This is a genomic window from Streptomyces sp. NBC_00091, from assembly GCF_026343185.1.
Lineage (GTDB): Bacteria > Actinomycetota > Actinomycetes > Streptomycetales > Streptomycetaceae > Streptomyces.
The window spans coordinates 1,555,967-1,574,248 of record NZ_JAPEMA010000001.1 but is presented as its reverse complement, the minus strand read 5'-3'; the positions used below and the strand labels follow the sequence as shown (position 1 = coordinate 1,574,248).

Below are 18,282 nucleotides of genomic sequence, written 5' to 3'. Positions count from 1 at the left end.
TCCCCGGGCCTAATCTGGTGGAGGGGGCCGACTCCCGAGGTGGTGTGCGATGTCCGAGACGATCAAGTACTGGGCTTCCGGCGACTGGCAGGTGCGCGCAGGCGAGGAGGAGGAATTCGTCAAGCGCTGGACGGAGTTCCTGACCTGGACCAAGGGGGCCGCCGAAGGCTTCCTGCACGCCCGGCTGATCCGCGACCTCAACGAACCCCGCCACTACGTCTCCTTCTCCCGCTGGCTGAGCGCACAGGCCATGGCGGACTGGCAGGCCAAGCCCGAGTTCACCGAACTCATCGGCGCCTGCCGGGCCTTGTGTGAGGACATGCACAGCGGGGCGTTCGGGCTGGCCGTGGCGATCGACGTGTAGCTGACACAATGTCCGCATGGCACACGAGAAAGACCCCGAAGCGCAGCCCGCCGGCGCGGCCGGTTCGAGCATGGCGACAGGCCTGTCGATCGGCATGTCCGCGGGCATCGCGCTCGGGCTCCTGGTCTTCGACAACATCGGCCTCGGCCTGGCCCTCGGGATGGCCGTGGGCAGCGCCCTCGGCGTCGGCCTCCCCGCGATCCGCCGTGCCCGCAGCGCTCCTGCGGAGCCCTCCGCGCCCCCGGCGGACGAAGCCTGACCCGTACGCGGCCGGCCCCGGAGGCCGGTTACGCCTCCCCGTGGTGGGCCCGGGTGATCAGGTCCGTCGCGACCTCCAGGGCCGCCATCCGGGTCTCCTCCGGATCCCCCTCCACGTGCTGGAGGAACATCATCCCCGCGTGCAGCGTGAACAGGGCGCTCACGCACCGCACCTGGTCCGTCAGCGGGCCCTCATCCGTGCGCAGCAGCTCCACCAGCGTGAACAGCCGCCGCTTGACCGTCTCCCCGATGCTCAGCTCCCGCATCGTGGCCTGGTTCTCCTGCATGAAGCGGTACAGCTGCGCGCCCGCCGCCATCGCCTCGCTGTAGCGCCGCAGCACTTCCCGCTTGGTCTCCAGCGTCCTCGGCTGTTCCTGCGCCCACTCGATCAGCTCGTCGATCGGCCGCGTCACGTCGTCGAAGACGCTGATGATGATGTCTTCCTTGGTCTTGAAGTGGTAGTACAGCGCCGCCTTCGTGACCTCCAGCCGCTCCGCGATCTCCCGCAGCGAGGTCTTCTCGTACCCCTGCTCGGCGAAGAGCTCCAGCGCGACGTCCTGGATGCGCTGGCGCGTGTTGCCGCGCCGGGGCTGCGGAGTGCTGCCGCCACTGCCGCCGCTGGAGGTGCTGGACATGATTCTCCCCAAAGGAACTTACTTGACGCCCGGCTAGTTACGGGTCTACCTTCCCCAGTGTAGTGAACTAGCCGGGCGACAAGTAAGTGCCGGGCACGCCGGAAGAGCGGCGAGAAGTGCCGGTGGCAGGGGAGTGGGACGGACATGAGCGAGACGCTGAAGCAGGCCGACACCGCCGGGGAGGTGAAGCCGCGCAGCGTCCGCGTCGTCCTCATGGCCCTCATGATCGCCATGCTGCTGGCCATGCTCGACAACATGATCATCGGCACCGCGATGCCGACCATCGTCGGCGAGCTCGGCGGCCTCGAGCACCTCTCCTGGGTGGTCACCGCCTACACCCTGGCCACCGCCGCCTCGACGCCCATCTGGGGCAAGATCGGTGACATGTACGGGCGGAAGGGTTCCTTCCTCACCTCGATCGTCATCTTCCTCGTCGGCTCCGTGCTCAGCGGCATGGCCCAGGACATGGGCCAGCTGATCGGCTTCCGCGCCATCCAGGGCCTGGGCGCCGGCGGTCTGATGGTCGGCGTCATGGCGATCATCGGCGACCTGATCCCGCCCCGCGAACGCGGCAAGTACCAGGGCATGATGGCCGGCGTGATGGCCCTCGCCATGATCGGCGGCCCGCTGGTCGGCGGCACCATCACCGACCACATGGGCTGGCGCTGGTCCTTCTACATCAACCTCCCGCTCGGCGCCGTCGCCCTCGCGATGGTCACGGCGGTCTTGCACCTTCCCAAGAAGACAGGACAAGGGGAACGGCGAAGTATCGACTACCTCGGCGCGGCCCTGCTGACCGTCGCCATCACCTCGACCGTCCTCGTGACGACCTGGGGCGGCACCGAGTACGCCTGGGGCTCCGCAGAGATCATCGGCCTGATCGCCGTCGGCGTCCTGTCCACCGCCGCGTTCCTCTACGCGGAGACCAAGGCCGCCGAGCCGGTCATGCCGCTGCACATCTTCCGCAGCCGCAACTTCACCCTCATGTCGGTGATCGGTTTCCTCGTCGGCTTCGCCATGTTCGGCGGCGTGCTCTACCTCCCGCTCTTCCAGCAGGCGGTCCAGGGCGCCTCGGCCACCAACTCGGGCCTGCTGCTCCTGCCCATGCTGCTCTCGATGATGGCCGTCTCCCTCATCGCGGGCCGGATCACCACCAGCAGCGGCAAGTACAAGATCTTCCCGATCGTCGGCGGCGCGCTGATGGTCGTCGGGCTGTTCCTGCTCGCGACGATGGACACCGGCACCACCCGCCTGGTCTCCGGCGTGTACATGGCCGTCCTCGGCGCCGGTCTCGGCTTCCTGATGCAGATCACCATGCTGGTCGCGCAGAACAGCGTCGAGATGAAGGACATGGGGGTCGCCTCCTCCTCGGCCACCCTCTTCCGCACCCTCGGCGGCTCCTTCGGCGTCGCCCTGATGGGCTCCCTCTTCACCACCCGGGTCACGGACACCATGTCCGAGCGGCTCGGCCCGCAGGCCGCGCAGGCCGCCGGCTCCGCCCAGCTGGACGCGGCGAGCCTGGCCAAGCTGCCCGAGGCCGTGCGCGACGCCTACCAGCACGCGGTGGCCTCCGGTACGCACTCGGCGTTCCTGCTGGGCGCGGCGATCGCCGTACTGGGCTTCGCGCTCGCCTGGTTCGTCAAGGAGGTCCCGCTGCGGGGCGCGGGTCCGGCCCCGGCCGGCGGCGAGCCCGCCGAGGGGGCGCGGGCGCAGGCTCCGCAGGACTCGCTCGCGCACTGAGTCCGTCACCGTCGAGGCGGGTGCGGCCCGGGTTCTCCCGGGCCGCACCCGCCTTTTTCGTTGCCGCCCAACGGATGTGACATCTGAGGTTATTGAGGCCCAAACTCCTTATTACCTGGAATTTATGGGGCAATTCAGCGGAACCCCGCCAGGTGTGAAGGCGTCATGACCCACAGGACCCTCGCAAGGCCGGATGGGGAGTGGACACATGACGCACACGCAGAAGCACAGCCTCCGAGGGCGGATAGCCGTCGGCGCCTCGGCCGTGGCCGTGGCCGCCACCATCTGGGGCGTGACGACCCTGGTGGCCACGGGCGACGGCCGCACCCCCCGGCACGAGAACCCCTCGGGTCCGACCGGTACGGACGACCGTGCGGGCGGGAGCAAGCCGAGCACCGGCCCCAGCACCGGCACCGGGACCGGCCCCGGGGCACAGCCGGCAGGAGTGCCCGACAGCATCGCCCACGCCTCGGAGGCCGGCGGCAACGCCGTCAACATCACCATCGACGACGGCCCCGACCCCCGCTGGACCCCGCAGGTCCTCGCCACGCTGGCCAAGTACGAGGTGAAGGCCACCTTCTGCATGATCGGCCCGCAGGCCAAGGCCCACCCGGACCTGGTCAAGAAGGTGGTCGCGGCCGGCCACCGGCTCTGCGACCACTCCATGGACCACGACACGTCCATGGACAAGAAGCCCGTCGCCTACCAGGAGGCGCAGATCCTCGACGCGAAGAAGCTGATCGAGGAAGCGGCCGGCGCCGGTGTGAAGGTCGAGTACTACCGGGCCCCGGGCGGGGCCTTCACCCCCGACAGCCGGCGGATCGCCGCCGCCCACGGCATGCGCCCGCTCGGCTGGAACGTCGACACCAAGGACTTCGGCAAGCCCGGGGTCGCCGCCATCGTCGACGCCGTGAAGCGCGAGATCGGCAACGGCCCCACCGTCCTCTTCCACGACGGCGGCGGCAACCGCCAGCAGACCGTCGAGGCCCTCGACCAGGTGCTGGCCTGGCTGCGGGAGCAGGGCCGGCCCACCGGCTTCCCCGTACGCACCGCCTCCTGACACGCCGCCGGGCGGCGAACGGGTGAGGGTCGGCCCGCCGGCCCCGCCCGGGGTGTTCCCTGGTCGCGCACCTACACAGCCCGAACGCCCGACCAGGAGACCCCGTGATCGATCCGGCTCAGCTCACCGACCCCGCCGTCCGCGCCTTCGTCACCGCCGTCAACGCCGGGGACCAGGCGGCCTTCCACGCGCTCCTGACCCCCGACGCGACCATGTCCGACGACGGGTCCGAACGCGATCTGACCCAATGGGCGGAACGGGAGATCTTCTCCTCCAACGGCCACATGTCGGTCGAGAAGGAGTCCGACGGCGGCCGGGCCCTCATCGTCAGCTACCGCAACGACACCTGGGGCGAGATGCGCACCGCCTGGCGGTTCGACGTCACCCCCGACGGCCGCGTCAGCCGCTTCGAGACCGGCCAGGCCTGACGAAGGGCAGCGGCTACAGCCCCCGCGCCACCTCCAGCACCGCCGCCGTCAGGCGCCCGTTCTCCGGGGCCGACCCGCCCGGGAAGCCGAAGCGGCGGCGCGTGTACCCGTACGCGATCCCCGTGACCGGGTCGGCGAAGCCCAGACCGCCCGCCGCGCCGCAGTGCCCGAAGGCCTCCGGGCCCACCGCCGGCTGTGTCTCGAAGCCCAGCGCGAAGTGGTCCTGCTCCGGGGTGACCCGGTCCTGGCCCGGGGTGTGCAGCCGGGCGACCTCGGCCACCGTCTCCGGCTTCAGCAGCGCGGCCACGCCGTCCAGGCCGCCGACGGCCGCCGCGTACAGGGCGGCCACACCGCGCGCCGTGCCGGTGCCGCCGGCCGAGGCCGGGCCGAGGGCCCGCACCTTGGGGTGGTTGGCGTAGCCGACGATGTCCATCGGCGGCTCGTGGTGCTGGTTGAAGGCGATCCTCATCATCTCGGGCATCGGCCCGCCCGACGCGAGCAGCTCCACCTGCGCGGGCGTCGGCAGCATCTCCAGCACCGGCTTCCACCGGCCCTCGAGTCCGGCCGGCAGCCCCATGTACAGGTCCAGCCCGTACGGCGCCCGCAGCCGCTCCTCGTAGACCTCCTGGAGGGAGCGGCCCGTCGCCCGCCGCACCAGCTCGCCCGTCAGCGCGCCGATCACGAAGGCGTGGTAGCCGTAGGCCGTACCGGGCTCCCAGAACGGCTTCTGCGTGGCCAGCCGGGCCGCGACGAACGCGTCGTCCGCGATCTCCTCGTAGGAGAAGCCCTCGTCGGAGCTGATCAGCCCGGAGCCGTGCGCGACCAGCTGCCGTACGGTCAGCCGCTCCTTGCCGTGCCCGGTGAACTCCGGCCAGTACGTCGACACCGGGCGCTCCAGGTCCAGTACGCCCTCCTGCACCAGCAGCGCCACGACCAGGTGGGCGGCGCCCTTGGTGATGGAGAAGACCCCGCTCAGGGTGTCCCCGTCGGTGTCCTCGCCGCCCCACAGGTCCACCACGGTCCGGCCGTGGTGGCGTACCGCGAGCTGGGCCTCGGGCGAGTTCGGCTCGCGGGACACGAAGTCCTCGAACTCCTCCCGGACCGTCTCCCAGCCCGCCGCGACCGTCCCGTCCACCGTTACACCCATGACATCCCCCATAGCCGTACGTAGATCGTTTTCTTGTCCGAGCACAGCCAACCAGAGGCCACCGGGCCGTATTCCTGTCCGGAATCGAATCTGTCACCTGTACGTCCGTCCTGCGCTCCCGTACGGGTGAACGCGCGCGCGGCGTCGTTCCGGCCCGCCGCGCGGGCCCGTTGGGCCGGGCATGAAGCGCACGCGTACCGCAGCCCTCGCCCTCGCCGCGGCCGCCGCGGCCGTCGCCCCCGCCCTCGGCCAGGCCTCCGCCACCGCCGCCCCGGGCACGGGCTTCCTCCAGGACCCGGCCGGAGGCGAGCACGAGATGAAGTCGATGTGGACCAACGGCCAGAAGCACAAGCTGGAGGGGCAGGTCCGCTTCCACCCGGGGATCCAGTACAAGACGGTCGCCCGCCCCGCCCTCCAGGGGGACACGCGGGAGGAGCGTCAGGTCGCCGATCCGTCCACGCTCGCCTGGCAGCCCTCGTACGAGTTCGCCTGGGCGGTGTCCGACGTCCTGGTGAACAAGGGCCTGACCACCAAGAACGGCACGCACCCGATCGTCGTGCACGCCGTACTGCGCGACGCGAAGGGGGCCAAGGCGGCGGAGGTGGAACAGAAGCTGACCGGGCAGCCGGCGACGGGACGTCAGAAGGTCGCGGGCGGCAAGCGGATCGCGTGCGACACCGGTGAGTACACGGTGGAGTGGTCGCTCACGCGCACCCATTACGGGACGCTGACGGGCACGCTGCGCTGGGACTCCAGCTGCGAGCAGTACCGTACGGCCTTCTCCTCGAAGAACGGCTAGTTCCAGCGGCAGGAGAGGCGAAGAGGGGGAGGGGGAAGGCCTGTCGCCCCGCGCACCTTGTGGGTGCTCGGCGGGCGACGGGGCCGCGGCCTCGGATCAAGTGCCGTCAGCCATTCTGCCGTACGGGATGGGGTGCGGCAGGGAGGCGAAGGTCCCGTGTCAGGGGGTCCTTCAGTGCTGCTTCTTGGATGCGGCGCTCGCCTTGGCGGCGATGTCCTCGAGGACGGCCTTCGGGTCGCCGCCCGGTTCCACGGCCCGCCCGATGCTGCGCTTGAGGGTGTCGCTGACCGTCACCCAGGTCGGGTCGTTGACCGGGTAGAGCTGGGCGCCGCGCAGGGCGGTCAGGAACTGCTCGTCGTTCTTGTCGAGGCCGCCGCCCGCGGGGGTGCGGGAGGCCGTGACCGTCGAGGGCAGCAGGTGGTAGCGGCCCGCGAAGTCCGACAGGTTCTTGTCCTGGTAGAGGAAGTCGAGGAACTTGCCGATCTCCGCGCGGTTGCCGTTCTGCTTGAAGGCCATCATCCAGTCGGCCACGCCCACGGTGGGCGGGGTCTCGCCGGTGCCGAGGGTTTCCGAGACCGGCATGGACACGGCGCCGACGGTGATGCCCTTGGCGCGCGCCTCGTGGGAGAGGGACGGGTAGCCGTTGAGCATCCCGACCTCGCCGCGCAGGAAGGCGGCGAAGGCGTCGGCGCGGTTGAGCTGCGAGGGCGGGACCGGACCGGTCAGCCCGGGGGCGACCAGCTGCTCCTTGAGCCACTTGAGGGTGTAGATGTTCGCGTCCGAGGCGAGGCTGTAGTTGCCGCTGCTGTCGGCGTAGCCGCCGCCGTTGCTCAGCTCCCAGATCATCGTCTCCGCGTGGGCCTCCTCGGGGCCGAGCGGCAGCGCGTAGGGGAACCGCACGCCCTTGGTCTTGAGTGCCTTGGCGGCCGTCTGCAGGTCATTCCAGGTCTTCGGCTGCCACGGGACGGAGCCGTCCTTGGGGATGATCCCGGCGTCCATGAACAGCTTGGTGTTGTAGAAGAGCAGGCGGCTGCTCGCCACGAAGGGCAGGCCGTAGAGGGTGTTGCCGACCGAACCGGCCTCGGCCAGCGGCTGGAGGAAGTTGGCCTCGGCGCTGATCGAGAGCAGTTCTTCCGCGGAATACAGCTTGCCCTGGGCCGCGAAGTCCGAGTAGGAGCCCATGAGGGCCATGTCCGGCGCGTTGCCGGCCTTGACCATACGGGAGACCTCGCGGTCGATGTCGGCCCACGGAAGGAGCTCCACCTTGACCTTGATACCGGGGTTGGCCGCGGTGAAATCAGCCGTCACCTTGTCCCAGAAAGCCTTGGAACTGTTGGCCGAGCTGTTGCCGTATTCGGCGGCGATCAGGCGCAGCGTACCGCCGTCACCTGCGTCGCCCGAGGAGCTTCCGCAGCCGGACAGCGGTATCAGTAGACCGAACACGGCTGCCGTGGCTGCCGCGCCGAACATTCTTCGTCGCACGGGTGGATACCCCTGATTTTCTTTTGAGTCCCGTTATTACTTATGAGTTGCTCCGGGCTGGGGTGTCCCGCCGTGCCCGTCTGGCCGGAATTCTCTCCTGAGGGGCGTCTGGTTGATTCCATTGGGTCGGTAGTTGTGTTCAATGCTCCAACTGCGGCTATTCCCGATGGTGTTTTCCGATATAAGGCCGAAGAATTGGACGCGCGTAGACATGCCGAAAAGCCCGTTTCCGGCCGGGAAACGGGCTCAGGGCTTTCGGTCGGCTTCCGCCGGCTCCGCGCTAGTCGGCGAACTCGCCGGCGTAGGGGTCGGGCTCGCCCGTCTCCGGGTTGCGGCCCTCCTGCCAGCGGCGCTGGGCCTTGCGCCAGTGCACGAAGCTCAGGTGCCCGGCGTCCCAGAAGGTGATGCTCACGGGGCTCACGTCGAACTCGTCGGAGCACAGCCGCAGCAGGAATTCGGCCATGCCGTACGGGTGGACGGCGAAGGCGTCGGCGGTGTGCCGGCCGGCGACGAGTACCGGCCACCGGTCCGGGTCGGGGTCGGTGGTGAGCCAGCACAGGATGTCGGACCCGCCGGTGACCCCCCAGGCGATGATCGACTCCGGGTCCACGTCGAAGGCGGCCCGGCCGCCCCCGGCCTCCCAGAGCTGCCGGGCGTTGGCGGTCTCCTCGGCCATCTCGGCCGGTTCCCACTGGAGCCCCGGCTTGGGCAGCGGCAGCAGGATGCTGGCCTCGCCGTTGATGGAACCGGCACCGAAACGGCCCATGAACGCGACGAAGTCGGCCGGGAACCGCGTCCCCCAGACGGCCTCGGCCGCCTGCCAGTCGATGTCCTCGTCGGCGCCGTGCGTCGCCGGCATGATCTGCTCAAGCGCCTTGATCCGCGCGTTCTCCGTCATGCCGCTCCCCTGAGACCCCAGCTCAACCGCCCCAACCTACCGCCCGGGCGGCGCGTCACCTAGAGGGTGCCGAGACGGCGACCACGCTTCCGACGCGCAGGCCCCAGCCGGCCATCACCCCGGCCCCGGCCTCCAGGACGTGCCGGGCGCGCGGGCGGGGGAGGCCGAGGCGGCCCGGGGGCATGGTGGTCAGCGCGATGACGCGCAGCCGGCGGTCGAGGTAGGCCACGTCGATCGGGAACCGCATCCGGAAGGTGTGCACGCTCGCGGCCGGGGTCAGCAGCATCGCCCCCTCGACCCCGTCCCGGCCGAGCAGCCCGCGGGTCCGGGCCCGGTACGAGGCGGCGACCTCCAGGGGGACCGCGGTGGTGCCGATGAGGAGGGTGCCGGGGCCGTCCTGCCAGTACGCCATGCGCGCCACCCTAGGCGCTCCGCTCCCCGCCCTTGGGGGCTCCGCCCCCAAACCCCCGCGCCTCAAACGCCGGCGAGGCTGAAAGATCCAGCCTCGCCGCCACCCGCAGACAAAGAAGGGGCCGGGGGCCTACCGTCGGGCGGGTGGGTGTATTCGTGATCTTCCTCGCCGCCGCGTACGGCGTAGCCGTCGGGTCGCTGCTGCCGCGCGCCGCGTACCGGCTGTCCGTCGAGCCCGGGGAGCCCTGGCGGAAGCACTCCGGGTGGTTCGGGCCCGCCCCCCACGGGGGCCCCGCGTGGCGGGTGGCCGCCGTCACGGGGGCCGTGTGCGCGGTGCTCGCGGTGGCGGTGGGCGCGCGGCCCGAGCTGGCGGTGTTCGCCGGGCTCGCGCCGGTGCTCGTCCTGCTGGCCCTCGTCGACCTCGCCGTGCACCGGCTGCCCGACGTGCTGACCCTGCCCCTGGCCGCCGCCTGCGCCGCGCTGCTCGGCGCGGCCGCGCTGTCGCCCGGCGCCGCCGGCTCGTGGCGGCTCGCGCTGCTGGGCGGGGGCGCGCTCGGAGCCTCGTACCTCGTGCTGTTCCTGATCAACCCCGCCGGGATGGGCCTCGGCGACGTCAAGCTGGCGCTCGCCCTGGGGGTCGCTCTTGGGTGGTACGGGTGGGGGGTATGGGCGGCCGGGGCGTTCCTGGGGCTGCTCTACGGGGCCCTGTACGGCCTCGGCCTTGTGCTGCGGGGCCGGGCGGGCCGGAAGGAGGGTTTCGCCTTCGGCCCCTTCATGGCGGCCGGAGCACTCACCGGAGTGCTGCTGGGCGGATTCGGAGCGTAATCATCTCGCGCCAATGCACGCAGGACGCTTTACGAAGGGTTATGGTGGAACCCCCCCCTCGGGCCGGTCCGTATCCCCCCCACGGACCGGCCCGTTTTTTGTTCCACGCGCCCGTCGGGCAAAAGCGCAGGTCAGCCGCGCTGGGCCCAGATGTTGGTGCCGGGGGTGGACACCGCGAAGGAGTCGATCTCCTTCAGTTCCTGCTCGGACAGCGGCTCTCCGGCCAGCGCGGCGATGTTTTCTTCCAGCTGCTTCACGCTCGACGCGCCGATCAGCGCCGAGGTCATCCGCTCGTCCCGCAGCACCCAGGTCAGCGCGAGCTGGGCCAGCGACTGGCCGCGGCGGGCCGCGATCTCGTTCAGTCCGCTGAGCCGGCGGACCACGTCCTCCGAGAGCAGCGAGGGGTTCAGGGACTTGCCCTGGCTGGCCCGGGAGCCCTCCGGGATGCCCTGGAGGTACTTGCCGGTGAGCAGGCCCTGCGCGAGCGGGGCGAAGGAGATGCAGCCCATGCCGGCCTCCTCCAGGGTGTCCAGCAGCCCGTCCTCCTCCGTCCAGCGGTTGATCATGGAGTACGAGGGCTGGTGGATCAGCGGCCGTACGCCCATGCCGGTGAGGATCCGCGCCGCCTCGGCCGTCTGCTCGGCCGTGTACGAGGACACGCCGACGTACAGCGCCTTGCCCTGCTGGACCGCGGACGCGAGCGCGCCCATGGTCTCCTCCAGCGGGGTCTGCGGGTCGAAGCGGTGCGAGTAGAAGACGTCGACGTAGTCCACGCCCATCCGCTTCAGCGAGGCGTCGAGCGAGCCGAGGAGGTATTTGCGGCTGCCCCACTCGCCGTACGGGCCGGGGTGCATCAGGTAGCCGGCCTTGGTGGAGAGCACCAGCTCCTCGCGGTAGGGCGCGAAGTCCTGGGCGAAGATCTTGCCGAAGTTCAGCTCGGCCGAGCCGGGCGGCGGGCCGTAATTGTTGGCCAGATCGAAGTGGGTCACACCGAGGTCGAAGGCGCGGCGCAGGATCGCCCGCTGGGACTCCAGGGACCGGTCGTCCCCGAAGTTGTGCCAGAGGCCGAGGGAGATGGCGGGAAGCCTGAGGCCGCTGCGGCCCGTGCGCCGGTACTCCATGGAGTCGTAGCGGGAGGACCCTGCCCGATAGGGATTGTTATCAGTCACGATGTCCTCCCTATCACGTACTTGTGACAGACCGAGTTGGGTACCCCATCCCGCCGCGCAGTAATGTGGCGGACTCGGGGGAGACCGCAATTCGCACGGGGGCATCGCACGGAGGGGCTGGAAGATCGTGAAGCTGCGCGACCTGGTGTACAGGCTCTATGCACGCCGGGTGGAAGGCCGCCTCGACCATGACGCGTCGCCGAAGCACATCGGCGTCATCCTGGACGGGAACAGGCGCTGGGCCAAGGCGTCGGGGAGCTCCACGGTGCAGGGCCATCAGGCCGGCGCCGACAAGATCTCCGAGATGCTGGGCTGGTGCACCGAGACGGACGTCGAGGTCGTCACCCTGTGGATGCTCTCCACGGACAACCTGGACCGGCCGGAGGTCGAGCTCAGGCCACTGCTCAACATCATCGAGAACACCGTCCGGGGCCTCGCCGAGGACGGGCGCTGGCGCGTCCACCACGTGGGCAACCTGGACATCCTGCCCGCCCAGACGCAGTCCGTGCTGAAGGAGGCCGAGCAGGCCACGCACGACATCGACGGGATACTCGTCAACGTCGCCGTCGGCTACGGCGGCCGACAGGAGATCGCCGACGCGGTGCGCTCGCTGCTCCTGGAGCACGCCGAGAAGGGCACCTCCTTCGAGGAGCTCGCCGAGGTCCTGGACATCGACCACATCGCGGAGCACCTCTACACCCGCGGCCAGCCCGACCCCGACCTGGTGATCCGCACCAGCGGTGAGCAGCGGCTGTCGGGGTTCATGCTGTGGCAGAGCGCGCACTCCGAGTACTACTTCTGCGAGGTCTTCTGGCCGGCCTTCCGCAAGGTCGACTTCCTGCGGGCCCTGCGCGACTACGCCGCCCGCCACCGGCGGTACGGCACCTGACGGCACCCGGCTGACACCCCCTCGGCCCCGTCAGCCCCTCCCGCGAAGCCTTCACCAGCGGTTCACCGAGCGTCCGTCATATGCCATGGCATGGCGGTGCATGTTCGAGGGCATAACCCTGGCAGGTCGACGCCCGATCCACGGGTGTCGAGTCTCAGCGGACGGCACAGGGCCGTCCGCCCGGGAGGCCCTTTGCACCAGGACGCGCGTGCGGTTCGCACGGTCGGATTGGAGGGCCGGGATTCGGCCCTGGCACTGGCGCCGATGACCGGTCCGGTCTTCATGGCCCGACCTCTTCCGAGGGGGTACGTCCTTCCGTGGTGACCAGCACAAAGCGCCGCCTGCCCGACAGGCGGACCTACGTCCTCGACACCAGCGTCCTGCTGGCAGACCCCAACGCGTTCTCCCGGTTCGACGAGCACGAGGTCGTGCTCCCGATCGTGGTGATCACCGAGCTGGAGGCAAAGAGGCACCATCCCGAACTCGGCTACTTCGCCCGTCAGGCCCTGCGCCTGCTCGACGACTTCCGGGTTCGCTACGGTCGCCTCGACGCCCCCATCCCGCTGGGCGATCTGGGCGGCAGCCTGCGCGTCGAGCTCAACCACTCCGACCCGGGCGTCCTGCCCGCCGGCTTCAGGCTGGGGGACAACGACTCGCGCATCCTCGCGGTCGCCCGCAACCTCCAGGCCGAGGGCTACGACGTCACGGTCGTCTCGAAGGATCTCCCGCTGCGCATCAAGGCCTCCTCCGTGGGGCTGCTCGCCGAGGAGTACCGCGCGGAACTCGCGATCACCGACGCCGGCTGGACCGGCATGAGCGAGCTCGCCCTCTCCGGGGAGCAGGTCGACCTCCTCTACTCCGAGGAGCGGCTCTACGTACCGGAGGCCGCGGAACTGCCCGTGCACACCGGGCTGGTCCTCCAGTCCGAGCGCGGCAAGGCCCTGGGCCGGGTCACGGCCGACGGCAACGTGAAGCTCGTACGGGGCGACCGCGAGGCCTTCGGGCTGCACGGCCGCAGCGCCGAGCAGCGGATCGCCCTGGACCTGCTGCTCGACCCGGAGATCGGGATCATCTCGATGGGCGGCCGGGCCGGCACCGGCAAGTCGGCGCTGGCGCTGTGCGCGGGCCTGGAGGCGGTGCTGGAGCGGAGGCAGCATCAGAAGGTGATGGTCTTCCGGCCGCTGTACGCGGTGGGCGGCCAGGACCTCGGCTACCTGCCCGGTGACGCGTCCGAGAAGATGAGCCCCTGGGCGCAGGCGGTCTTCGACACCCTCTCGGCGGTGGCCGGGCGGGAGGTCATCGAGGAGGTGCTGAACCGCGGGATGCTGGAGGTCCTGCCGCTCACGCACATCCGCGGCCGCTCGCTGCACGACGCCTTCGTGATCGTGGACGAGGCCCAGTCCCTGGAGCGCAATGTCCTGCTGACCGTTCTGTCCCGGATCGGGGCCAATTCGCGGGTGGTTCTGACCCACGACGTGGCCCAGCGGGACAATCTGCGGGTCGGCCGGTACGACGGAGTGGTCGCCGTCGTTGAGAAGCTGAAGGGGCATCCGCTCTTCGCCCACGTCACGCTGACCCGCTCCGAGCGCTCCCCGATCGCCGCACTGGTGACGGAGATGCTGGAGAGCCTCTAGTCGCGAAGGGGGTAAAACCCCCATAGCGGGACGGTGAGTTGGCGCCGCCCGGCAAAGGCCCAGGAGCCTAGCCGGGCGGCGCGCTGCTGCACAGGCCTTTGCCGAAAACGACGGTGACATGCCAGGTGTGACCTTTCCCACGCAACGCGGAATTGCCCTGCGGCGTCGAGGTCCGGCAGAGTCTGTTTTCCGTCAGGCCCCGCATGCGGCACAGCTGTATCTCCCGTTGGGATGCGTACGGCACCACAACTCCAGAACCGTTCGCCGCATGCCGCCCGAGCACCACGCGGCAACCCCCGCAAGGGAGTTGCCCACGGGCCCGTGTCTCCAGTGACCTCATCACCGCGGAGACCAGTGTCGAGGGGCACTCTTGCGATCGCGCGGTCACTGCGGACGCTGCTGGAAGGACACCGTGTGAGCCGGATCTCGGTCCGGGGGTTCGCAGTGGCTTCGGCCACCGCGGTCACCACCGTCGGCGCAGTCGTCGGCGTCGCCACTGGCGACGCTGCCTCGAACGATCTCGAGACGACCGCTTCCGGCGCAACTCTCCTCACTGACATCCCGGTCGGCGAGCAGGCCCAGGTCCAGAGCGCCTCCCTGGCGCAGCAGGCCGACACCATCGCCCACGCCGCCGACGCCGACGCCAAGCGCTCGGTGGAGGAGGCCGCCCGTATCCAGGCCGCCGAGGACGCCAAGTCCAAGAAGGCGGAGGCCGAGAAGGCGGAGCAGGCGAAGAAGGCCGAGGCCGACGCCAAGCTCAAGCAGGAGCGCGAGGAGAAGGACCAGGTCGCCAGCCGGTCCGCCACCCGCGACGCCGGCGACTTCCCGGTCCAGGGCTCCTACACGGTCGCCCAGGTCAAGGCCATCGCCCAGCAGCTGGTCCCGGCGGGCCAGTTCCAGTGCTTCTCGAACATCATCGACGCGGAGTCGACCTGGAACTACAAGGCCGTGAACTCCTCTTCGGGAGCCTACGGTCTGGTCCAGGCGCTCCCCGGTTCGAAGATGGCCTCGGCCGGCTCCGACTGGCGCACCAACCCGGCCACCCAGATCAAGTGGGGCCTGGGCTACATGAACGAGCGCTACGGCAGCCCGTGCAGCGCCTGGAGCTTCCACCAGGCCAACGACTGGTACTAGAGCCCGGGCACAGCGCCCGCGCACAACCTCGGGGAACCCCGCACCGTCCTACGGTGTGGGGTTCCTCGCGTGTACGGTCGTGCGAGGTGTCACCGCTCGGCGGGGGGAAGGGAAAGACATGGCGAAGAGGGCAGGCTGGCTCGGCCGGCTCGGCAGCAGACTGAGCCGGATGGAGGCGCGCCTGGACGAACGGCGGGCCGAGGTCGAGGCCGAGGCCGCCGGGGAACCGCCGCTGCCCGCCGCCGCCGTGGCCGCTCCGGCGCCGGCCCCCGTGGTGCCGGCCGGGCCGCTCGCGCAGTCCGAGCGGCCCGACCCGGTGACCGTGATCCCGTGGGGGGTGCGGGTCGCCGCCGAGGCGAGCTGGCGGCTGCTGCTGCTCGCCGGGATGGTCTGGGTGCTGATGAAGGTGATCAGCGAAGTCCGCCTGGTCGTGCTCGCCTTCGCCGCCGCGCTGCTCGTCACCGCGCTGCTCCAGCCGTTCGTGGTCCGGCTGCGCCGGCTCGGCCTGCCGCGGGGGCTGGCCACCGCCGTCACCGCGATCCTCGGCTTCGTCGTCATCGGGCTGGTCGGCTGGTTCGTGGTCTGGCAGGTCATGGAGAACCTCGACGACCTCTCCAACCGGCTCCGCGAGGGCATCAACGAGCTCAAGAGCTGGGCACTGGACAGTCCGTTCCACGTGACCGAGAAGCAGATCAACGACATCGCGAAGAACCTCAGCGAGACCATCGGCACCAACACCGAGGAGATCACCTCCGCCGGTCTGCAGGGTGTGACGGTGCTCGTCGAGGTGATGACGGGCATGCTGCTCGCGATGTTCTCGACGCTCTTCCTGCTCTACGACGGCAAGCGCATCTGGAACTGGGTGCTCGGCCTGGTCCCGGGCGCCGCCCGCCCCGGGGTCGCGGGCGCCGGCCCGCGCGCCTGGCGCACCCTGACGGCGTACGTGCGCGGCACGGTGCTCGTCGCGCTGATCGACGCCGTCTTCATCGGCCTCGGGCTGTACTTCCTCGACGTGACCATGGCCGTGCCGCTGGCGGTGTTCATCTTCCTGTTCGCCTTCATCCCGCTCGTCGGCGCCGTGATCTCCGGGGCGCTCGCGGTGGTCGTGGCGCTGGTGACCCAGGGGCCGGTCATCGCCCTGGCGGTGCTGGGCGTGGTGCTGGCCGTGCAGCAGATCGAGGGGCACGTGCTCCAGCCCTTCATCCTCGGCCGGGCCGTACGGGTCCACCCGCTCGCGGTGGTGCTCGCGGTGGCGGCCGGCGGGATGATCGCGGGCATCGGCGGAGCGGTGGTCGCGGTGCCGCTGGTCGCCGTCACCAACACGGTGGTCGTCTACCTGCGGGCCTATTCGCGCGAGCGGCACTACGGGGCCGCCTCCCCGACCGGTCCGGCGCCGCACGGGGCCACCGCCGTACGGGCGGCCGCGCTGGAGGCCGGGGATGATCAGCGAGCCTGAGCTCGGCGGGGAGTGGGCGGCCGGCTCCCCGGCGGAGCTCGCACAGCCGCCGGAGCCCCGGGAGGGACGTCCACGGGCTCCCTGGCTCTGGGCGCTGGGCGGGGCCGTGCTGGCCTCCGCGGTGTGGGCGGGGGCACTGGTCGTGCAGGAACGTTACGCCGCCGCCGGGCCGCCCCTCGCGTACCGGCACAGCGAGCAACTGTGCGCGGAGACGCCGCTGAAGACGGTCGGCACGGTGGCCGGGGGCTTCGGCGTGGGCATGCCGAGCCAGGGCGAGAGCGCGGCGCTGGACTGGTCGCACTGCTACTCCAGCGGGGGGCGGGAGGACCGCCCCTTCACCCACGACGCCCAGGTGCTGGTCGAGCTGCACAAGAAGACCGACCCCGAGGCGGAGTTCGGCGCGTGGCCCGAACTCAACGAGGACCTGCGCTCGCCGTCCGTGCGGCCGGAGCAGGTTCCCGGCCTCGGCGAGCGGGCGGTGTTCTCCGGGCAGGAGTCCGCGCCCCGGCTCCAGGTGCTCGACGGCGGGGCGGTCTTCACCATCCGGGTGCGGTGGTGGACGGGCCAGGACGGCGGCGGGGAGGACCTCGACGAGGACGCCGTCAAGGCGGCGATGGTCGAGGACATGCGCGCGCTGATGGCCCGGCTGCGCGCGAAGTGACCCCGGCAGCACCGTGCCCCCGCCGCCCGGAAGGGCTGCGGGGGCACGGTGGGCCGTACATTCACCCGTACGAGTGACTACTCGGCGGCCAGGGCCGCTTCGGCGTCGAGGGTGACGGCGACGGCCTGGATCACCGAGGCGATCTTGAAGGCCTCCTGGACCGTCTCGCGGTCGACGCCGGCCTTGCGCAGGACCTGCTCGTGCGAGTCCAGGCACTGCCCGCAGCCGTTGACGGCGGAGACGGCGAGCGACCACAGCTCGAAGTCGACCTTCTCCACGCCCGGGTTGCCGATGACGTTCATCCGCAGGCCCGCGCGCAGCGTGCCGTACTCCGGGTCGGACAGCAGGTGGCGGGTCCGGTAGAAGACGTTGTTCATCGCCATGACCGCCGCGGCGGACTTGGCGGCGGTGTACGCCTCCGGGGACAGCGCCGCCTTCGCCTCCGGCTCCAGCTCACGCAGGACGCGCGGGGAGCGGGCGGCGATCGCGCAGGACAGGACGGTGCCCCACAGCTGCTGCTGGGAGAGCTTGTCCTGGTTGCCGATGACCGAGCCGAGGTTCAGCTTCAGATCCTTGGCGAAGTCCGGTATGGCGGACTTGAGGGAGTCGAGGGACATCCGTCACTCACCGGCCAGCAGGGCGCCGGCGTCCAGGGTGGTCTCGCCCTTGGTCCAGTTGCAGGGGCACAGCTCGTCGGTCTGCAGGGCGTCGAGGACCCGCAGGACCTCCTTGGGGTTACGGCCCACGGAACCGGCGGTCACCATCGAGAACTGGATCTCGTTGTTCTGGTCGACGATGAAGACGGCGCGCTGGGCGAAGCCGTCCTCGCCCTGGACGCCGCACGCCTGCATCAGCTCGTGCTTGGAGTCGGCCAGCATCGGGAAGGGCAGGTCACGCAGGTCGGCGTGGTCCTTGCGCCAGGCGTGGTGGACGAACTCCGAGTCGCCGGAGACGCCGAGGATCTGGGCGTCGCGGTCGGCGAACTCCTCGTTCAGCTTGCCGAAGGCGGCGATCTCGGTCGGGCAGACGAAGGTGAAGTCCTTCGGCCAGAAGAACACCACGCGCCACTTGCCCTCGTAGGTCTTGTGGTCGATCTGAGCGAACTCGCTGCCCGCTTCGAGCGAGACGCAGGCGGTCAGGTCGTAGGTGGGGAACTTGTCACCGACAGTGAGCACACGCACTCCTTGCGGAATGGAAAGTGACCCTTTTGGGCACTTTCCGAGGGGGTTGGACGGATCTCACATGCTGACACAGCTGCATTGATTACGGAAATAGCTACTCTTGTGGTGGGT

20 protein-coding genes are annotated in these 18,282 nt (G+C 70.4%); 12 read left to right on the top strand and 8 right to left on the bottom strand.

Annotation, left to right across the window (positions count from 1 at the left end):
• Positions 1-49 precede the first annotated feature (49 nt).
• Both OOK34_RS06810 and OOK34_RS06805 read left to right on the top strand, forming a co-directional pair.
• Positions 50-364, top strand: a complete 315-nt coding sequence (locus tag OOK34_RS06810; protein WP_267032966.1) for an antibiotic biosynthesis monooxygenase family protein — start codon at positions 50-52, stop codon at positions 362-364.
• 16 nt (positions 365-380) lie between these two features.
• The gene (locus tag OOK34_RS06805) at positions 381-623 is read left to right on the top strand and encodes a hypothetical protein (RefSeq protein WP_267032965.1); all 243 of its coding nucleotides are present in this window, start codon (positions 381-383) and stop codon (positions 621-623) included.
• A gap of 28 nt (positions 624-651) precedes the next feature.
• Here the strand turns inward: OOK34_RS06805 and OOK34_RS06800 are convergent, their stop codons facing one another.
• On the bottom strand, positions 652-1,257 hold the full coding sequence (locus tag OOK34_RS06800; protein WP_267032964.1) for a TetR/AcrR family transcriptional regulator: 606 nt from the start codon (positions 1,255-1,257) through the stop codon (positions 652-654).
• Positions 1,258-1,401: 144 nt separating this feature from the next.
• Here OOK34_RS06800 and OOK34_RS06795 point away from each other — a divergent pair, with 144 nt between their 5' ends.
• The 3 genes from OOK34_RS06795 (at position 1,402) to OOK34_RS06785 (ending at position 4,485) form a co-directional block, all read left to right on the top strand.
• A complete protein-coding gene (locus tag OOK34_RS06795) occupies positions 1,402-2,997 on the top strand; it encodes an MDR family MFS transporter (protein WP_267032963.1) in 1,596 nt (531 codons plus the stop codon).
• Positions 2,998-3,205: 208 nt separating this feature from the next.
• On the top strand, positions 3,206-4,057 hold the full coding sequence (locus OOK34_RS06790) for a polysaccharide deacetylase family protein (RefSeq protein WP_267032962.1): 852 nt from the start codon (positions 3,206-3,208) through the stop codon (positions 4,055-4,057).
• A gap of 104 nt (positions 4,058-4,161) precedes the next feature.
• Entirely contained in the window at positions 4,162-4,485 is a 324-nt protein-coding gene (locus OOK34_RS06785) for a nuclear transport factor 2 family protein (RefSeq protein WP_267032961.1), read from the top strand.
• Positions 4,486-4,498: 13 nt separating this feature from the next.
• Here OOK34_RS06785 and OOK34_RS06780 read toward each other — a convergent pair whose 3' ends face one another.
• Positions 4,499-5,632: a serine hydrolase gene (locus OOK34_RS06780; RefSeq protein ID WP_267032960.1), complete on the bottom strand. Its 1,134-nt coding sequence runs from the start codon at positions 5,630-5,632 to the stop codon at positions 4,499-4,501.
• Between the two features lie 181 nt (positions 5,633-5,813).
• Here OOK34_RS06780 and OOK34_RS06775 point away from each other — a divergent pair, with 181 nt between their 5' ends.
• Positions 5,814-6,431, top strand: coding sequence for a hypothetical protein (locus OOK34_RS06775; protein ID WP_267032959.1), 618 nt, complete (start codon positions 5,814-5,816; stop codon positions 6,429-6,431).
• A gap of 171 nt (positions 6,432-6,602) precedes the next feature.
• On the opposite strand, the gene OOK34_RS06770 is transcribed toward OOK34_RS06775, so the two are convergent.
• The 3 genes from OOK34_RS06770 to OOK34_RS06760 form a co-directional block, all read right to left on the bottom strand.
• A complete protein-coding gene (locus tag OOK34_RS06770; protein ID WP_267036650.1) occupies positions 6,603-7,901 on the bottom strand; it encodes an extracellular solute-binding protein in 1,299 nt (432 codons plus the stop codon).
• Between the two features lie 292 nt (positions 7,902-8,193).
• Positions 8,194-8,811 (bottom strand): SMI1/KNR4 family protein, encoded by a 618-nt coding sequence (locus OOK34_RS06765; RefSeq protein WP_267032958.1) that lies wholly within the window; start codon positions 8,809-8,811, stop codon positions 8,194-8,196.
• A 55-nt stretch (positions 8,812-8,866) separates the two neighbouring features.
• Positions 8,867-9,223, bottom strand: coding sequence for a DUF192 domain-containing protein (locus OOK34_RS06760; RefSeq protein WP_267032957.1), 357 nt, complete (start codon positions 9,221-9,223; stop codon positions 8,867-8,869).
• A 143-nt stretch (positions 9,224-9,366) separates the two neighbouring features.
• On the opposite strand from OOK34_RS06760, the gene OOK34_RS06755 reads away from it, so the two are divergent.
• Positions 9,367-10,047, top strand: coding sequence for an A24 family peptidase (locus OOK34_RS06755; protein WP_267032956.1), 681 nt, complete (start codon positions 9,367-9,369; stop codon positions 10,045-10,047).
• 131 nt (positions 10,048-10,178) lie between these two features.
• On the opposite strand, the gene mgrA is transcribed toward OOK34_RS06755, so the two are convergent.
• Positions 10,179-11,216, bottom strand: coding sequence for an L-glyceraldehyde 3-phosphate reductase (gene mgrA / locus OOK34_RS06750; RefSeq protein ID WP_267032955.1), 1,038 nt, complete (start codon positions 11,214-11,216; stop codon positions 10,179-10,181).
• Positions 11,217-11,343: 127 nt separating this feature from the next.
• Between mgrA and OOK34_RS06745 the strand changes: the two genes are divergently transcribed.
• From OOK34_RS06745 to OOK34_RS06725, 5 genes are all read left to right on the top strand, one after another.
• Positions 11,344-12,105 (top strand): isoprenyl transferase, encoded by a 762-nt coding sequence (locus tag OOK34_RS06745; protein WP_267032954.1) that lies wholly within the window; start codon positions 11,344-11,346, stop codon positions 12,103-12,105.
• Positions 12,106-12,422: 317 nt separating this feature from the next.
• On the top strand, positions 12,423-13,739 hold the full coding sequence (locus tag OOK34_RS06740; RefSeq protein ID WP_267032953.1) for a PhoH family protein: 1,317 nt from the start codon (positions 12,423-12,425) through the stop codon (positions 13,737-13,739).
• A 414-nt stretch (positions 13,740-14,153) separates the two neighbouring features.
• A complete protein-coding gene (locus tag OOK34_RS06735; RefSeq protein WP_267032952.1) occupies positions 14,154-14,873 on the top strand; it encodes a transglycosylase SLT domain-containing protein in 720 nt (239 codons plus the stop codon).
• Between the two features lie 118 nt (positions 14,874-14,991).
• Positions 14,992-16,329 carry an AI-2E family transporter gene (locus OOK34_RS06730; RefSeq protein WP_267032951.1) on the top strand — a complete coding sequence of 446 codons (1,338 nt, stop codon included), beginning with the start codon at positions 14,992-14,994 and terminating at the stop codon, positions 16,327-16,329.
• Positions 16,313-16,990, top strand: a complete 678-nt coding sequence (locus tag OOK34_RS06725) for a hypothetical protein (protein WP_267032950.1) — start codon at positions 16,313-16,315, stop codon at positions 16,988-16,990. The genes OOK34_RS06730 and OOK34_RS06725 overlap by 17 nt, the downstream gene beginning before the upstream one ends.
• A gap of 77 nt (positions 16,991-17,067) precedes the next feature.
• Here the strand turns inward: OOK34_RS06725 and OOK34_RS06720 are convergent, their stop codons facing one another.
• Positions 17,068-17,607 (bottom strand): alkyl hydroperoxide reductase, encoded by a 540-nt coding sequence (locus tag OOK34_RS06720; RefSeq protein ID WP_267032949.1) that lies wholly within the window; start codon positions 17,605-17,607, stop codon positions 17,068-17,070.
• 3 nt (positions 17,608-17,610) lie between these two features.
• Positions 17,611-18,165, bottom strand: a complete 555-nt coding sequence (locus tag OOK34_RS06715) for a peroxiredoxin (protein ID WP_267032948.1) — start codon at positions 18,163-18,165, stop codon at positions 17,611-17,613.
• Positions 18,166-18,282 lie beyond the last annotated feature (117 nt).

Bases quoted from the DNA above. Each gene is read 5' to 3' on its own strand.
- OOK34_RS06810 (WP_267032966.1), top strand. From the start codon at position 50: ATGTCCGAGACGATCAAGTACTGGGCTTCCGGCGACTGGCAGGTGCGC.
- OOK34_RS06805 (WP_267032965.1), top strand. From the start codon at position 381: ATGGCACACGAGAAAGACCCCGAAGCGCAGCCCGCCGGCGCGGCCGGT.
- OOK34_RS06800 (WP_267032964.1), bottom strand. From the start codon at position 1,257: ATGTCCAGCACCTCCAGCGGCGGCAGTGGCGGCAGCACTCCGCAGCCC.
- OOK34_RS06795 (WP_267032963.1), top strand. From the start codon at position 1,402: ATGAGCGAGACGCTGAAGCAGGCCGACACCGCCGGGGAGGTGAAGCCG.
- OOK34_RS06790 (WP_267032962.1), top strand. From the start codon at position 3,206: ATGACGCACACGCAGAAGCACAGCCTCCGAGGGCGGATAGCCGTCGGC.
- OOK34_RS06780 (WP_267032960.1), bottom strand. From the start codon at position 5,632: ATGGGTGTAACGGTGGACGGGACGGTCGCGGCGGGCTGGGAGACGGTC.
- OOK34_RS06775 (WP_267032959.1), top strand. From the start codon at position 5,814: ATGAAGCGCACGCGTACCGCAGCCCTCGCCCTCGCCGCGGCCGCCGCG.
- OOK34_RS06770 (WP_267036650.1), bottom strand. From the start codon at position 7,901: ATGTTCGGCGCGGCAGCCACGGCAGCCGTGTTCGGTCTACTGATACCG.
- OOK34_RS06765 (WP_267032958.1), bottom strand. From the start codon at position 8,811: ATGACGGAGAACGCGCGGATCAAGGCGCTTGAGCAGATCATGCCGGCG.
- OOK34_RS06760 (WP_267032957.1), bottom strand. From the start codon at position 9,223: ATGGCGTACTGGCAGGACGGCCCCGGCACCCTCCTCATCGGCACCACC.
- OOK34_RS06730 (WP_267032951.1), top strand. From the start codon at position 14,992: ATGGCGAAGAGGGCAGGCTGGCTCGGCCGGCTCGGCAGCAGACTGAGC.
- OOK34_RS06725 (WP_267032950.1), top strand. From the start codon at position 16,313: ATGATCAGCGAGCCTGAGCTCGGCGGGGAGTGGGCGGCCGGCTCCCCG.
- OOK34_RS06720 (WP_267032949.1), bottom strand. From the start codon at position 17,607: ATGTCCCTCGACTCCCTCAAGTCCGCCATACCGGACTTCGCCAAGGAT.